This is a genomic window from Vibrio tapetis subsp. tapetis (genome assembly GCF_900233005.1).
GTDB classification, from domain to species: domain Bacteria; phylum Pseudomonadota; class Gammaproteobacteria; order Enterobacterales; family Vibrionaceae; genus Vibrio; species Vibrio tapetis.
The window spans coordinates 3,294,398-3,309,378 of record NZ_LT960611.1 but is presented as its reverse complement, the minus strand read 5'-3'; the positions used below and the strand labels follow the sequence as shown (position 1 = coordinate 3,309,378).

The following is a 14,981-nucleotide window of genomic DNA, read 5'->3' as shown; positions in this document are numbered from 1 at the left end:
ACTTGCGACCCCATAAAAAGAGATTCGGAGCCTAGCGTGCAATTACAATTGATTTGTGACAACCCAAGCCAACAAGCTCGTCTGGACGAGCTGGCAGCACGTTGGAACTTAACCCATGACGAACAAAGTATTTTTGCTTTGGTACTGACGTCGGAACAATTGGAATTACGTAAACTAGACGAACCCAAGTTAGGCGCAATTGCTGTTGATCTTGTCGGTGGTGCTGTTGGCCATAGACGCAAGTTTGGTGGCGGAAAAGGGCAATCTATTGCGAAAGCGGCTGGCCTGAATAAGGGAGCAACGCCGAGTGTTTTAGATGGCACTGCAGGCTTGGGTCGAGATGCCTTTGTTTTGGCATCATTAGGCTGCAAAGTACAAATGATTGAGCGTAACCCGGTGGTTGCGGCATTGCTTGATGATGGGCTCGAACGTGCTAAAGCCGATGCGGAAATTGGCGTCTGGGTTGGCGAGCGAATGTCTTTACTGCATGCTTCAAGTCTTGACGCACTCGATACGTTGTTTGAGCAGGAAGGCTTTGAACGTCCAGATGTCGTTTATCTTGATCCAATGTATCCTCACCCAGAAAATAAAAAAAAATCCGCATTGGTAAAAAAAGAGATGCGAGTTTTTCAATCGTTGGTGGGTGCTGATACCGATGCAGATGGCTTATTAGTGCCCGCGATGGCGCTAGCGACTAAACGTGTCGTAGTAAAAAGACCGGATTACGCTAACTGGCTTGATGAGCAAAAACCAACCATGGCAATCGAAACGAAAAAGAATCGTTTTGATGTCTATGTAAAGGCATCAATGACATAGCGTACACAGACAATTTAGTGCTTGCGTTAAACATTGAATCACGCTATATCTAAACACGAATTGTTATCATTATTCTGTTTGGAGTGAGTATGACTCGACGTCTTTGCAAACTGAATCGACATGATATCGCGAGTAACCTTGGCGATATCCATGCCTTAATTGCATCGCCTAAATACATGTGCCGTTCGTGCAGTCGCGCAGCGTCTGATAAAAATCATCTGTGTAAACCTGCGGCTATCCCGCCAAAATCGTGCTTGGATAAACCAAGAGCAGAGCAGTGTGGTTTAGTGCTCGAATCTTTACCATTGAAAGTCACAACCGACGAAGTTCCTGTTATAAACGCTACGATTGGCGCAGCAAAAAAAGCGGAATCAATGGATAGCAAGAAAGCGATCAAGCAGCAGAAAAAGCGCAATAAGAAGTTAGCTAAAGCGCTTAAGAAACAGCAAAAGCTGATGAAAAAATTGCGTAAGGCCGAAGTGAACTACCAACAGCTCATGATACGAAGCGACCTACTGCATACTGTTGAAGACAAGAGCCCGAGAGAATCTGCGGTGCACTAATTCTATGTAGTGTGGGTTATAAATATAAAAAAGCGACGTTATCACAACGTCGCTTTTTGCCATCTGCTTATCGAGATATGTACTCTCTTACTTTACCAGCCTAAGCTCATTATGAATTTTCTTGCGCTCTAAGCGCTTCGTCTTGAGAGACTTTTCGCTTTACCCACGTTTCATTAACCCAAAGTGAAAGTAAAATAATGCTCGCGCCTGCGGCAAGGCGAGGTAGGTCTACGTCTCGATTCCAAATCAGAATATTGACCACTAGGCCTGCAGGTACTAGGACGTTGTTCATCACCGCCAGAGCTCCAGCATTAACAAAGCACGCCCCTTTATTCCAAAGGAAGTAACCAGCACCGGATGCAACAAGTCCCAAGTAAACCAAAATGCCCCATTGGGTTTGGGTGGTAGGCAGTTTGTCTGGGTTACCAAGCAGCGCAAATGCGACGAGCGCGACACACAAAGCGCCAAGGTAGAAGTAACCAAACACCGAATGCTGGGGTAGCTCTATCGGTTGCTTCTCCATCAGCACTTTGTAGCTGACTTGGCCGATAGCAAAGCACAGGTTAGCCCCTTGTACGACTAAGAAGCCCGTTAAGAAGTTTGGGTTGATGCCTGCAAACTTAATCACGGCGGCACCTGTAACAGCAATTGCGGCGGTAACTAGGTACCACGGAGAGAAGTGCCCTTTATACAAGTCATAGATTAAGGTGACGTAAATTGGGGTAAAGACCGTAAATAGCAGAACTTCAGGTACGCTCAGTAGCAAGAAAGATTGATAGTAGAAGCAATACATCAAGCCAAGTTGAATGCCACCAATGGCCATTAACTTAGCAATGAGTGATTTAGGGACTTGGCGTATTTTCAGGAAAGGCAAAAACACGAGGCTCGCTAAGGCGACTCGTGTTAACACGGAAAACCAAGCATCGACCTGACCGGCGAGGTAAACCCCGATCAGACTAAAAGAAAAAGCCCAAAGTAGGGTGACTGCGGATAAATATCTCATTGTCCATAACGTTAGTTGAGAATGATTCTCACAGTCTACCCAGATTGCTTATTCTTGGCTATCGTTGAGTGGTACAACAAGTAAGTCTACCGGGGAGTTGTTAATCAACTGCCGAGTACAAGAAAGCAGCTTACTCCAAAAATCTTGGTGGTGACCACAAACCAACATATCAACGGATAATTCATTAATTGCTTCTCTTAACTCATCCGTTAAATCGCCACTTCTTACTAAAGTATGTTTGATTGGAAAATCGGCATGTTTGGCAAAACTTTGCAGCTGTTGTTGTGAAGCTTCCATATTATTGTGCTGGGTCTCAGCAAGGTTGATATCAATCAATCCCGTATAGAGTTCGGCATAATTGACATCGATATGAATAAAAGAGACGTCAGCTTCCAATTTTTTTGCTAAAGAAACCGCTTTGTCTATCAATATCTTACTGTCTTCAGAAAGATCGACCGCGACTAATATATGTTGATAACTCATGTTATGCACTCCAGTTTCAATACCTTACAAATAGGTTAGCACTAGATGCCAAATTTTTTTGTAGATGTGATCCCAATACTTGAGGCTAGACAGCGCGTCTTTAAGTTAATAAGGTGTTATAGTTATTCAAATTTTCGATGTTTTATAGGAACAGTGCATGTTATCTCAGACTATGGTCGACCAGCTAAATGAGCAAATTAATCTGGAATTTTTCTCATCCAACCTATACTTACAAATGAGTGCTTGGTGTGAAGATAAAGGTTTTGAAGGTGCAGCCGAGTTTTTACGAGCTCATGCCACCGAAGAAATGGAGCATATGCAGCGTCTTTTTACTTATGTGAGTGAAACTGGCGCTATGCCAATCTTAGGGGCAATTGAATCTCCTCAACACGAGTTCAATAGCTTAGGCGATGTATTCCGTGAAACGTACAAACATGAGCAAATGATTACAGACAGAATCAATAAGCTGGCTCATGCTGCGTTTACAAATCAAGACTACTCAACGTTTAACTTCCTTCAGTGGTACGTCGCTGAACAGCACGAAGAAGAGAAGCTATTTAAAGGGATTTTAGACAAGCTAGAGTTAGTTGGTGAAGATGGCAAGGCGCTGTTCTTTATCGATAAAGACCTAGCAACCATGGCAAAAGAAGGTTCGTCTTCAATCATGGATACCCCAGCTGTTTAACCAAACAGTTCGAAAAGCCTCCTAATATAGGTCGTCTTTTCCTTTCGGTATCCTAGAGGATGTAGGGAGGAAAAGATGATCAGTGTAGATACCATTCTGTTTACCTTGATGCTCGTTAGTGGCGTCAATATGATGAGATATTTAACCGCATTGCGCTCTTTGATATACATCATGAGAGAAGCGCATCCGTTACTTTATCAGCAAGTGGATGGTCGTGGTTTTTTCACGACACACGGCAACATGGCTAAGCAAGTGCGCTTATTTCACTACCTAAAAAGCCGCGAATATCTGCATCATCACGATCCTCTATTTACTCAAAAATGTGTCAAGGTTCGCGAATTGTTTGTTTTAACGTTCTCGTTGCTTGGGCTTACTTTACTCATGGCATTCGTGCTTTAGTAGCGTAAGCAGCAAATACTGGTTAAAATAGCGTCCAAATTGCAAGGATGCGCGAATTATCGCGCATCTTTTTTTTATTTTTAGGTAGTGGGTTATGAGCAATAAATACGATGTAGTGGTGATTGGTGCGGGTGCAGCAGGATTAATGTGCGCAGCAGAAGCAGGCAAACGAGGACGTAAAGTTCTGGTGCTTGATAACGCCAAAAAGCCAGGTCGTAAGATCATCATTTCAGGTGGTGGTCGTTGTAACTTTACTAACTATGATGTGACGGCTAATAATTTCCTGTGCCAAAACCCACACTTTGTTAAATCGGCATTGTCGCAATACACCAATTGGGATTTTATCTCGATGGTGTATAAGTATGGCATTGACGTTGACGAGCGCGATCATGGCCAATTGTTTTGCCAAGACAACGCCAAACAGATCGTTGATATGCTGCTAAAAGAGTGTGAATTGGCCGAGGTCAATCTGCGTTTACGCACCGAAATAGAATCCATTGAAAAAGTAGACACGGGTTTTAAGCTAGAAACCAATACCGATGAGATTGAGTGTGAATCGTTAGTTGTTGCAACGGGTGGGCTGTCTATGCCAAAGCTGGGTGCAACGCCATATGGCTACCATATTGCAGAACAATTTGGCATTCCCGTTATTCCTACAACGGCAGGTTTAGTCCCGTTTACTTTACATAAGCAAGATAAAGAAGATTTTGAAACGCTATCAGGCATCGCGATACCGACAGAAATCACGGCTGAAGACGGAACATTATTTAAAGAAGCATTACTATTTACCCATCGTGGCTTGTCGGGTCCGTCGGTATTACAGATATCTTCATTTTGGAAACCCGGACAGCAAGTTAGCATTAATTTGGTGCCAGAAGCCGATGTCATGGAACTGCTGACAGAGTCTCGTGAAAAGCACCCAAATCAAAATTTAAAAAATACCTTATCAAAAGTGCTGCCTAAGCGATTTGTAGAAGTGTTGATTGACAGAAAAGAGCTAACCGATAAACCATTAAAGCAGTTTAATTCCAAAGAGATGCAAGCCATCCATGATCATCTTGAAAATTGGCCAGTACTGCCAAATGGTACAGAAGGTTATCGAACGGCAGAAGTGACATTAGGTGGTGTCGATACCGATCACTTGTCGTCTAAAACCATGGAAGCGAAAAACGTATCGGGCTTGTACTTTGTTGGCGAAGTCATGGACGTAACAGGTTGGTTAGGCGGTTATAACTTCCAATGGGCATGGTCGAGCGGCTATGTTGCTGGTCAGTACGCATAGTTACAAATGAACTGAAATTCTGAATGCCGAGCTACGCTTTTGTGTAGTTCGGCATTTTTTTATGCTTTTATGAAGTGACGGCTTTTTTGCCAAACTTAATCTGCTGAACCACCAAACCAATCACAATCAAGACTAAACCCACTAAGGTCGAAGGATGAATTTCTTCACCAATGATGGTGGCAAGTAACATCAAAGAAATAAACGGTGAGGTAAATATCAGGTTACTGATGCGTGCAGTGTTGTTGGTGGCTTTAAGTGCGCTTATCCAAAGTACGAACGTTACGCCCATTTCAAATAGGCCAACATAGGTTACGGCCGCCCAACCCTTCCAGGTAATTTGTTGCCAAGGTGCCCCTTCGAAAATACTGATTCCTACCGCAAGAGGTACCGCGACCAAAAAACCGAGCAGTACCGCAACAACCGGGTCTGCCTTGTTTTTAGCATTGAGAATCCAGTAGCCAGCCCAAAGTAACGTAGAAAGTAACGCAAGACCAACCCCCATCGGGCTTTCAAAATTGAGTGCGAGCACATCTCCCTTAGTCGCAATAACGATAACGCCTAAATACCCTAATGCGGCGGCAAACCAATCTTGTTTGCGGATCTTTTGCCCCAAAAATACCGCTGCCATTAAGGTTAACGTGATCGCCCAACTGTAGTTCAACGGCTGCGCTTGCGAAGCGGGCAGTAAGTCGTAGGCCTTAAATAAAATGAGGTAGTAGCCTAGTGGGTTGATTAGTCCAAGAATAATGTAATACCAAGGATTGGCGATAAACGTGCTGCTAAGTTGCGACAATTTACCTTGAACCGCACAAATTGAGAACAGAGTGATGACGGACACGATACTCGCAACAGTCAGCATCTGAATTGGGGATAATTCAGCTAAGGTCAGTTTGAAAGCCGTTGCAACGGTAGACCAAAGCAAAACTGCACTGATCCCAAAGCCAAGCGCTCGACGCTCATTTATCATTATTATTATTATTATGCTCAGATGACGGAAAGTAGACCGTTAATATAGCGGCCATTATAGCTGGCTAAAACTGGACATTTATCCAGTATAAAAATACTATCAATAACAAGAAAAGATTTAATATTAGGCAGTGGCTATGCAGTGGTTCATTCAACATCAAGATATTGTTATCGCAGCCGCATCAGGTTTGCTGTTTGGCGCAGTGAGTACTGGCTGGTGGGTAAAACAAAAAATGCGGCTAGAAGTGCAGTTACTGGAGCACGATCTAGAGTCCGACAAGCAATGGCATGCGCGTACACAGCAAGAACTTAAAGAAGCACAAAGTGATTTAGATAGTTTAGATGCCGAGCGTGATAAGTCAGCATTTGAACTTAAACAAGTGCATGGGAAATTAATGGCGGCGGTTGAAAAACTGCGTTATCTCGAAGCCTTAAAGCAAGAAAAAGCACAGCTAGCTGCCGATTTAGAACAGGTGCGTACGCGTTTAACTGACAGCGAAGCCACACGGCGTGAACAAGAGGCTCGCCATGAGCAAGAAAAGCAAGCCAGTGCAGAGAAATTGCAGTTGTTAGAAAACGCAGAGCAACGATTAACACAACAATTTGAGCATTTAGCCAATCAACTTTTTGAAGTGAAAACCGCTAAAGTCGATCAGCAAAATAAACAGAGCCTTGAAGGGTTGTTGTCGCCATTAAAAGATCAAATTGAAGGCTTCAAAAAACAGGTGACTGACAGTTTTGGTCACGAAGCGAAAGAGCGGCACACTTTGGTTCACGAACTGCGTAACCTGCAACAGTTAAACGAGCAAATGAGCCGCGAAGCGTTGAACCTCACTCAAGCGCTCAAAGGCGACAACAAGCAGCAAGGTAACTGGGGCGAAGTGGTGTTGGCTCGGGTGTTATCTGAGTCGGGTCTAAGAGAAGGCCATGAGTATCAAACCCAAGTAAACTTACAAAATGAAGCAGGAAAACGCTACCAACCCGATGTGATTGTTCACTTACCTCATGATAAGCAAGTCGTGGTCGACTCTAAAATGGCGCTGGTGGCGTATGAGCGTTATTTCCATGCTGATACCGACGCTGATCGCGATCAGGCATTAAGTGAACATCTTGTGGCTCTGCGAAGCCATATTAAAGGTTTAAGCCTTAAGGACTACCATAAGCTAAAAGGTATCTCGAGCCTTGATTATGTACTGATGTTTATCCCGGTAGAACCGGCTTTTCAAGTGGCAATTCAAGCGGATCCAAGTTTAGTCAAAGATGCAATGGAGCAAAATATTATTTTGGTCAGCCCAACCACGTTATTGGTGGCACTACGCACAATTGATAACTTATGGCGTAATGAGAGACAAAACCAGAACGCTCAAGTTATCGCTGAACGGGCGAGTAAACTGTACGATAAATTGCGTTTGTTTATGGATGACATGGAAAACCTTGGCGGCGCCTTAGACAAAGCCAATCAAAATTATCAAGGTGCAATCAACAAGTTGGCGACGGGGCGAGGCAATGTTTTACGCCAAGCTGAAAGTTTTAAAGAACTTGGCGTGGAAGTGAAGCGCTCTATCTCGCCGCGGATGTTAGAAATTACACAAAATGACGTTTTAGTGGAAAGACAACAGGTTGAGGATAAAGTAGACTAGATGGTCGCAATTCTTGGATATGGAATTGTTAACGAGGAAGGATCATGACAGAAGTAAGCGCTCAATTGAACTCAACAAAACAAGAACAAGAAACGACGCATTTTGGCTTTGAAACTGTAGCCAAAGATGAAAAAGTCGCCAAAGTAGCCGAGGTGTTTCACTCAGTCGCGGCGAAATACGACATCATGAACGATCTGATGTCTGGTGGTGTACATCGCCTATGGAAACGCTTCACTATTGATTGCAGTGGCGTACGCCCTGGTCAACGTGTGCTGGATTTAGGTGGCGGTACCGGTGACTTAACTGCGAAGTTCTCAAGAATTGTGGGTGAGAAAGGCCATGTCATTTTAGCCGACATCAATAACTCAATGTTGAATGTTGGTCGCGATAAATTACGTGATATCGGTATCGTAGGCAACGTACATTACGTCCAAGCCAATGCTGAAGAACTGCCTTTCCCTGATGATTATTTTGACTGTATCACCATCAGTTTTTGCTTGCGTAATGTGACAGACAAAGACAAAGCTCTTCGTTCTATGTATCGCGTATTAAAACCTGGTGGCCGTCTATTAGTTCTTGAATTTTCAAAGCCGGTTTTAGAGCCATTATCAAAGATATACGATGCGTATTCTTTCCATCTTCTTCCTAAGATGGGTGAAATTATTGCTAATGACGCTGACAGCTACCGATATTTAGCTGAATCGATCCGCATGCACCCTGATCAAAAGACACTGGAAGGCATGATGGCAAGCGCTGGGTTTGAAAATACCAACTATTACAACTTAACCGGTGGTATTGTTGCCCTTCACCGCGGTTACAAGTTCTGAGGTAATTATGCCATCTGATCCACTGGTAACGGCGGTAATCGAAACCACACTTAATACTTTAATCAAAGACGACCCTCAACTGGTGCGCCGCATGATGCGCCTAAAAGGTCAGGTTATTGATGTTGAGATGAAAGAGCTTGGCAAAAAACTCACCTTTGTCTTTAGCCAACAGGTTGATGTGTTAGCGCATTATGAAGGAAAGCCCGATTGTAGCTTAAGCCTGAACCTCGCGGTGCTGCCTGAGTTAAGAGAGCAATCCAATATCACCCGTCTAATAAAGCAAGATAAGCTTGAATTAGACGGAGACATTCAATTGGCGCAAAACTTTGCAAAACTGCTGACCGATGCCAAGCCAGATGTCGAAGAGTGGCTTTCACGTATCACTGGCGATGTGGTGGCGCATACATTGGTTTCGGGCGTTAAACAAAGCTTAGGTTGGTTACAGCAAAGTGGTCAAAAGAAACAAAACCAGTTAGCGCAAGTGCTGACGGAAGAGTGGCTTATTGCACCAGCGCCGCTTGAGATTGCCCATTTTTGTGATCAAGTGGAAACCGTTTCAAAGCAATGCGAACAGTTAGAAATACGCTTTAAGCGTTTGCTGGAGCAAGCATGACCCCAACAGAATTACGTCGTCTGTACCGAATCATAAAGGTTCAGCTCGAATATGGTTTGGACGAATTAATGCCAAACCACCAATTAACAAAAGCCCCTTTATTGGCGCGAAAAGGTCTATTTTGGCTTAAAAACCAACATTCAGATAAACCGCTTGGTGAGCGATTGCGTTTAGCATTGCAAGAACTTGGGCCTGTCTGGATCAAGTTTGGCCAGATGATGTCTACTCGCCGCGATCTTTTCCCTCCCCACATTGCGGATCAACTCGCCTTGCTGCAAGACCAAGTTGCGCCATTTGATGGTCAATTAGCAAAAGAACAGATGGAATTAGCATTAGGTGGGTCGCTTGAGAACTGGTTTACTGATTTTGATATTGAGCCGTTAGCGTCGGCTTCAATTGCTCAAGTTCATACGGCTAAATTGAAAGACAATGGTCGCGAGATTGTTTTAAAGATCATTCGCCCCGATATTAAGCCCGTTATTGATGCCGATCTAAAGCTGATGTATCGCATGGCACGTATCGTGGCGAAAGCTCTGCCGGAAGCAAGGCGACTTAAGCCTGTTGAAGTGGTGCGGGAATACGAAAAAACCTTAATTGATGAGTTAGATTTACGTCGAGAAGCGGCGAATGCCATTCAACTAAGACGCAACTTTGAAGGCAGTGAAGAACTTTACGTGCCGGAAGTGATTTCTGACCTCAGCAGTGAAAACCTGATGGTGTCTGAACGTATTTACGGTATTCAAGTTTCCGACATTGAGACATTAAAGGCTAATGGCACCAACATGAAACTGTTGGCTGAACGCGGTGTGAGCGTGTTCTTTACACAAGTATTCCGCGACAGTTTTTTCCATGCAGACATGCATCCAGGCAATGTCTTTGTTAATCCAGAACACCCTGAAAATCCAATGTGGATAGGCTTAGATTGTGGCATCGTTGGTACATTAAATAGCGAAGATAAACGCTACTTGGCAGAAAACTTTTTGGCGTTTTTTAATCGAGATTACCGAAAAGTCGCTGAGCTACATGTTGATTCAGGATGGGTGCCAGCAGACACGAATATTCAAGAGTTTGAGTTTGCTATCCGTATGGTATGTGAACCGATATTTGCTAAGCCATTGTGTGAAATATCCTTTGGTCACGTGCTACTTAATTTGTTCAACACGGCTCGTCGATTCAACATGGAAGTGCAGCCGCAGTTAGTATTACTGCAAAAAACACTGCTTTATGTTGAAGGCTTAGGGCGTCAGTTGTATCCTCAGCTTGATTTATGGGAAACGGCGAAACCATTCTTAGAAAAATGGATGGCAAATCAAGTCGGGCCTCAAGCGGTGGTGAATGCCTTTAAAGAACGAGCACCTTTTTGGGCGGAAAAATTACCAGAGCTTCCTGAACTGCTATACGATAGCTTAAAGCAGGGCAAAGCATTTAATCAGCGTATGGATCAGCTTTATCAAGGTTACCGTGCGAGTAAAAGGCAACAAGCCACAGGACGATTCCTATTTGGTGTTGGCGCGACTTTGATTATTTGTGGAGCGATACTAGTTTCTGGCGGTTTTTCACAAACCGCATTAGGCAGCGGCATTGCTGGTGTCACATTTTGGTTGCTTAGTTGGCGAGCTTATCGCGATTAAGCGTTAGACTGAGTTTATAAAGACTATTTTTAAAACTAACCCGAGGTAAAAATAACATGGGTGGAATTAGTATTTGGCAATTATTGATCATTGCCGCAATCGTGATTTTGTTGTTTGGAACTAAAAAACTGCGCAACATCGGTGGTGATTTAGGTAGCGCTGTGAAAGGCTTCAAAAAAGCAATGAGCGAAGACGAAATTGCAGCTGAAAAGAAAAAAGACGCAGATTTCGAACAGCAGAATATTGAGCAGAAACAGGAAGCACAAGAAACACCTGTGGACAGCAAAAAAGACAAAGAGCAGGCGTAAGGCGTGTTTGATATCGGTTTTTGGGAACTGGTATTAATTTCTGTGGTTGGGCTCGTCGTTCTCGGGCCTGAGCGTTTACCTGTCGCTATTCGTAGTGTTTCGCGCTTTATTGGTGCGGCTAAAAGCATGGCAAATGGCGTAAAAGATGAACTGTCACATGAATTAAAAGTTCAAGAGCTGCAAGAAAACTTAAAAAAAGCGGAACAAATGGGCATGAACGATTTGTCTCCCGACTTGCAGGCCTCCGTTAATGAGCTTAAAAAAGCGGCTCAGGATGTTCAACGGCCGTATGCCAAGAAAGAAGAAACGGCCACTCCTGAAAAAAAAGCCGATGAGTAAAGAGCTGCTTAGCAGCTCTTTTTGATCCCGTTTGTTGAGGTAGATATGTCTTCAGCTGAACAAACGCAGCCCTTGATTAGTCACCTTATTGAACTGCGTAACCGTCTTATGAAAGCCATATTGGCGGTGCTAGTGGTATTTATTGGTTTAATTTGGTTTGCCAATGATATTTATGAATTTGTATCTGCGCCTTTGATTGAAAGGTTGCCAGAAGGGGCAACGATGATCGCAACCGATGTTGCCTCACCGTTTTTTACACCACTAAAGCTGACATTAGTCGCGTCTATCTTTGTCGCCGTTCCGCTCATTCTGTACCAAGTTTGGGCGTTTGTAGCCCCGGGCTTATATAAGCACGAACGTCGACTTATAATGCCGCTGCTTTTTTCAAGCTCGATTCTATTCTATTGCGGCGTGGCCTTTGCTTACTACGTGGTATTTCCATTAGTTTTCGGCTTCTTTACCGCTATCTCTTTAGGGGGAGTGGAGTTCGCAACCGATATAGCGAATTATTTAGATTTTGTATTAGCGTTGTTTATGGCATTTGGTATCGCGTTTGAGGTTCCTGTTGCTATCATTTTGCTGTGCTGGACAGGTGCAACGGATGTTAAAACTCTAAAAGAGAAGCGCCCTTATATTGTCGTAGCCGCTTTTATTGCCGGCATGATGCTTACGCCACCAGATATGATCTCTCAAACCCTGCTTGCCATTCCGATGTGTTTGCTGTTTGAAGTTGGATTGTTTTTTGCACGCTTTTATGTGCGAAAACCGACTGAAGACGAAGAAGAGTCAGAGCAAGCCGAGTAGCCGATTTTGGTCTCTTATTTAAAAAATCCCAAGCAAATGCCTGGGATTTTTTTTACATGATTTTTAAAACTTTTCCGCAATGACGGCAGATGTATTTTTCTTTAACACCCATTAGTCTTTCAATTATGGTTCGACGTTGTCTCAATAAGTGTGAGGTTTCTCCACAACAGTGCATTACACTAGTCCTCATTCTGTTTTGAAGGCGGTATTCTACAGTATGAATATGAAGGAATCAAATATGGAATGGAAATCACATCATTAATATTCTATCAATATGTTTTGCATATCAAGGCATAGCAGACAATTCGTTTTGATATGTATCTGGCTGCTATGAACTTTATTTTCTAGGTATGATAGATTTGGATTTTGATTAGATGTCAAATATTGAGCGTGCATTGTGGCTGGTTTGAGCAATAACGCTTTCAACGGATTGATGTGTTAATTCCGCTACGCGGGCAGCCACGAGAGCTGTGTAGCTTGGTTCGTTTCGTTTTCCTCTATGCGGGACTGGTGCTAAATAAGGACAATCCGTTTCGAGCACGACATGGTTCAAGTCTAATTCAGGAATGACCTTATCCATACCCCCGTTCTTAAACGTAGTCACGCCCCCAAGACCAAGATGAAAACCGAGGTCGGTAATGGCTCTTGCTTCTGCCACGCTGCCTCCAAAGCAGTGGAAAACACCACGAATGCTGCCGTCTTGAACGGTCTTCAGGATGTCGATGGTTTCTGAAATTGAATCTCGTGTATGGATAACCGCAGGAAGACCAAGTTCTTTTGCCCAATGGAGCTGGGTGGCAAACGCATGCTCCTGTTCTGCTCGAAATGTTTTATCCCAATATAGGTCGATGCCAATTTCACCAACACCAATAAAGTTGTGTTTTTCAAACCAGCTACGCATGAGTGTAAGGCTTTCATCAACGTCTTCATTCACATAACAAGGGTGTAGGCCCATCATTGATCGGCAGAGGTGGGGGTAGTCTGATTCGGTTTTAAGCATTGGCTCTATTGAATCAAGGTTAATGTTAGGTAGCAAAATATGCGATATCCCTTGTTCGACAGCTCGTTGGATGACTTGCGAGCGATCGGCATCGAATTCGGTGGCATAAATGTGAGCGTGGGTATCTATCATATTGGCTATCGGTTGAAGGGATGTGTAAAAATTATAATTCAGCTGATAAAAAATAGCACTGTGATGAGCGTGTTGTCATAGGAAGTATTTGCGTATTAAGGCACTTTTTGGCTTTAACGCTAGTCACTCAAAGCTTGAGTAGTTATAGTTTCTGCCAGTATTACACCCAGACAAGGAGAATCATGTGTCTGTTTCAATCCAAGGTCAATTCCCAGGACGCCGCATGCGTCGTATGCGTAAACATGACTTTAGCCGTCGATTGATGGCAGAAAATCAATTAAGTGCGAGTGATCTGATTTACCCTATGTTCATTTTAATGGGTAAAAACCGTCGTGAAGTGGTTGAGTCCATGCCAGGGATTGAGCGTCTTTCAATTGATTTGATGCTTGAAGAAGCTCAATACCTTGCAAAGTTGGGTGTTCCAGCTATCGCATTGTTCCCGGTTGTTACTCAGGATGCGAAAAGCATCTGTGCGGCAGAATCCTATAACCCTGATGGTTTGGTACAACGTGCCGTTCGTCTATTGAAAGAGCATATCCCTGAAATTGGTGTGATTACCGACGTTGCATTAGACCCATTTACGACTCATGGGCAAGACGGGATCATTGATGAAACGGGTTATGTTCAAAATGATGAAACAACGGAAGTCTTGATCAAGCAGGCGTTGTCTCATGCCGAAGCTGGCGCAGATGTTGTTGCTCCTTCAGATATGATGGATGGTCGCATTGGCCGAATTCGTGAAGCACTAGAAGACGCCGGCTATATTCATACTCAGATCATGGCTTATTCAGCAAAGTACGCTTCTTGTTACTATGGCCCATTCCGTGATGCGGTTGGCTCAGCAGCGAATCTCAAAGGTGGTGATAAGAAAAACTACCAAATGGACCCTGCAAATAGCGACGAAGCATTGCATGAAGTTGCCATGGATATTAACGAAGGCGCTGATATGGTCATGGTTAAACCCGGTATGCCGTATCTAGACATTGTTCGTCGTGTGAAGAGCGAATTACAAGTCCCTACATTTGCGTATCAAGTCTCTGGTGAGTATGCGATGCATAAAGCGGCGATTCAAAATGGCTGGTTAAAAGAACGTGAGACGGTTTTGGAATCTCTGCTTTGCTTCAAGCGGGCTGGGGCAGATGGCATCTTGACGTATTTTGCTAAAGACGTCGCGCAATGGTTAGCAGAAGAGGGCGCACAGCCTTTTATCAATACCAAAGATGACTAATTCTTGAAAGAAGTCGTTATTAATTATAGAGCCGAGCATTTGCTCGGCTCTTGTGATCTTATCGTGGCTAAAAATTAAATGAGATAAATTATCATTTAGGGGTTGCTATTTAAATGAGAATGGTTATTATTAACTTGTCTTCGGGAGAAAGCAAACAACCTAATTAGACTCCAGATGGAATAGTTAGGTTGAACGGTTCTTTCTTGAACGACACGACATTGCTCACATTGCTTCCAGTGTAATTTAAGCTTTAAGGCAAAGC

Annotated in this window: 16 protein-coding genes and 1 pseudogene; 13 read left to right on the top strand and 4 right to left on the bottom strand. The window is 43.6% G+C overall.

Annotated elements, in window-relative coordinates:
* Positions 1-36 precede the first annotated feature (36 nt).
* Positions 37-816, top strand: a complete 780-nt coding sequence (locus tag VTAP4600_RS14840) for a class I SAM-dependent methyltransferase (RefSeq protein WP_102523508.1) — start codon at positions 37-39, stop codon at positions 814-816.
* An 89-nt stretch (positions 817-905) separates the two neighbouring features.
* A complete protein-coding gene (locus tag VTAP4600_RS14835; RefSeq protein WP_102523507.1) occupies positions 906-1,379 on the top strand; it encodes a hypothetical protein in 474 nt (157 codons plus the stop codon).
* Positions 1,380-1,488: 109 nt separating this feature from the next.
* Here VTAP4600_RS14835 and VTAP4600_RS14830 read toward each other — a convergent pair whose 3' ends face one another.
* Both VTAP4600_RS14830 and VTAP4600_RS14825 read right to left on the bottom strand, forming a co-directional pair.
* Complete coding sequence (locus VTAP4600_RS14830; RefSeq protein WP_102523506.1) at positions 1,489-2,382, bottom strand: carboxylate/amino acid/amine transporter; 894 nt, start codon at positions 2,380-2,382, stop codon at positions 1,489-1,491.
* Positions 2,383-2,430: 48 nt separating this feature from the next.
* Positions 2,431-2,865: a universal stress protein gene (locus VTAP4600_RS14825; protein ID WP_102523505.1), complete on the bottom strand. Its 435-nt coding sequence runs from the start codon at positions 2,863-2,865 to the stop codon at positions 2,431-2,433.
* A gap of 157 nt (positions 2,866-3,022) precedes the next feature.
* Here VTAP4600_RS14825 and ftnA point away from each other — a divergent pair, with 157 nt between their 5' ends.
* From ftnA to VTAP4600_RS14810, 3 genes are all read left to right on the top strand, one after another.
* Positions 3,023-3,550, top strand: coding sequence for a non-heme ferritin (gene ftnA / locus VTAP4600_RS14820; RefSeq protein WP_102523504.1), 528 nt, complete (start codon positions 3,023-3,025; stop codon positions 3,548-3,550).
* 75 nt (positions 3,551-3,625) lie between these two features.
* Positions 3,626-3,949, top strand: coding sequence for a universal stress protein UspB (uspB, locus tag VTAP4600_RS14815; RefSeq protein ID WP_102523503.1), 324 nt, complete (start codon positions 3,626-3,628; stop codon positions 3,947-3,949).
* Positions 3,950-4,043: 94 nt separating this feature from the next.
* Entirely contained in the window at positions 4,044-5,231 is a 1,188-nt protein-coding gene (locus VTAP4600_RS14810; protein WP_102523502.1) for a BaiN/RdsA family NAD(P)/FAD-dependent oxidoreductase, read from the top strand.
* Between the two features lie 67 nt (positions 5,232-5,298).
* Here the strand turns inward: VTAP4600_RS14810 and VTAP4600_RS14805 are convergent, their stop codons facing one another.
* Positions 5,299-6,195, bottom strand: coding sequence for a DMT family transporter (locus tag VTAP4600_RS14805; RefSeq protein ID WP_102524011.1), 897 nt, complete (start codon positions 6,193-6,195; stop codon positions 5,299-5,301).
* 139 nt (positions 6,196-6,334) lie between these two features.
* Here VTAP4600_RS14805 and rmuC point away from each other — a divergent pair, with 139 nt between their 5' ends.
* The 7 genes and pseudogenes from rmuC to tatC all read left to right on the top strand — a co-directional run bounded on the left by rmuC (position 6,335) and on the right by tatC (position 12,359).
* Entirely contained in the window at positions 6,335-7,837 is a 1,503-nt protein-coding gene (gene rmuC, locus VTAP4600_RS14800) for a DNA recombination protein RmuC (protein ID WP_102523501.1), read from the top strand.
* Positions 7,838-7,881: 44 nt separating this feature from the next.
* Complete coding sequence (gene ubiE / locus VTAP4600_RS14795; protein ID WP_102523500.1) at positions 7,882-8,664, top strand: bifunctional demethylmenaquinone methyltransferase/2-methoxy-6-polyprenyl-1,4-benzoquinol methylase UbiE; 783 nt, start codon at positions 7,882-7,884, stop codon at positions 8,662-8,664.
* A 7-nt stretch (positions 8,665-8,671) separates the two neighbouring features.
* Positions 8,672-9,277, top strand: coding sequence for a ubiquinone biosynthesis accessory factor UbiJ (locus tag VTAP4600_RS14790; protein ID WP_102523499.1), 606 nt, complete (start codon positions 8,672-8,674; stop codon positions 9,275-9,277).
* The gene (ubiB, locus tag VTAP4600_RS14785) at positions 9,274-10,908 is read left to right on the top strand and encodes a ubiquinone biosynthesis regulatory protein kinase UbiB (RefSeq protein WP_102523498.1); all 1,635 of its coding nucleotides are present in this window, start codon (positions 9,274-9,276) and stop codon (positions 10,906-10,908) included. The genes VTAP4600_RS14790 and ubiB overlap by 4 nt, the downstream gene beginning before the upstream one ends.
* A gap of 56 nt (positions 10,909-10,964) precedes the next feature.
* Entirely contained in the window at positions 10,965-11,216 is a 252-nt protein-coding gene (gene tatA / locus VTAP4600_RS14780) for a Sec-independent protein translocase subunit TatA (RefSeq protein WP_102523497.1), read from the top strand.
* Between the two features lie 3 nt (positions 11,217-11,219).
* Positions 11,220-11,543, top strand: a pseudogene (tatB, locus tag VTAP4600_RS14775) (Sec-independent protein translocase protein TatB); the annotation flags it as partial.
* Positions 11,544-11,600: 57 nt separating this feature from the next.
* On the top strand, positions 11,601-12,359 hold the full coding sequence (gene tatC, locus VTAP4600_RS14770) for a twin-arginine translocase subunit TatC (protein WP_102523495.1): 759 nt from the start codon (positions 11,601-11,603) through the stop codon (positions 12,357-12,359).
* A 370-nt stretch (positions 12,360-12,729) separates the two neighbouring features.
* Here tatC and VTAP4600_RS14765 read toward each other — a convergent pair whose 3' ends face one another.
* Positions 12,730-13,491: a TatD family hydrolase gene (locus VTAP4600_RS14765; protein ID WP_102523494.1), complete on the bottom strand. Its 762-nt coding sequence runs from the start codon at positions 13,489-13,491 to the stop codon at positions 12,730-12,732.
* A gap of 184 nt (positions 13,492-13,675) precedes the next feature.
* On the opposite strand from VTAP4600_RS14765, the gene hemB reads away from it, so the two are divergent.
* The gene (gene hemB / locus VTAP4600_RS14760; protein WP_102523493.1) at positions 13,676-14,719 is read left to right on the top strand and encodes a porphobilinogen synthase; all 1,044 of its coding nucleotides are present in this window, start codon (positions 13,676-13,678) and stop codon (positions 14,717-14,719) included.
* Positions 14,720-14,981: the final 262 nt, after the last annotated feature.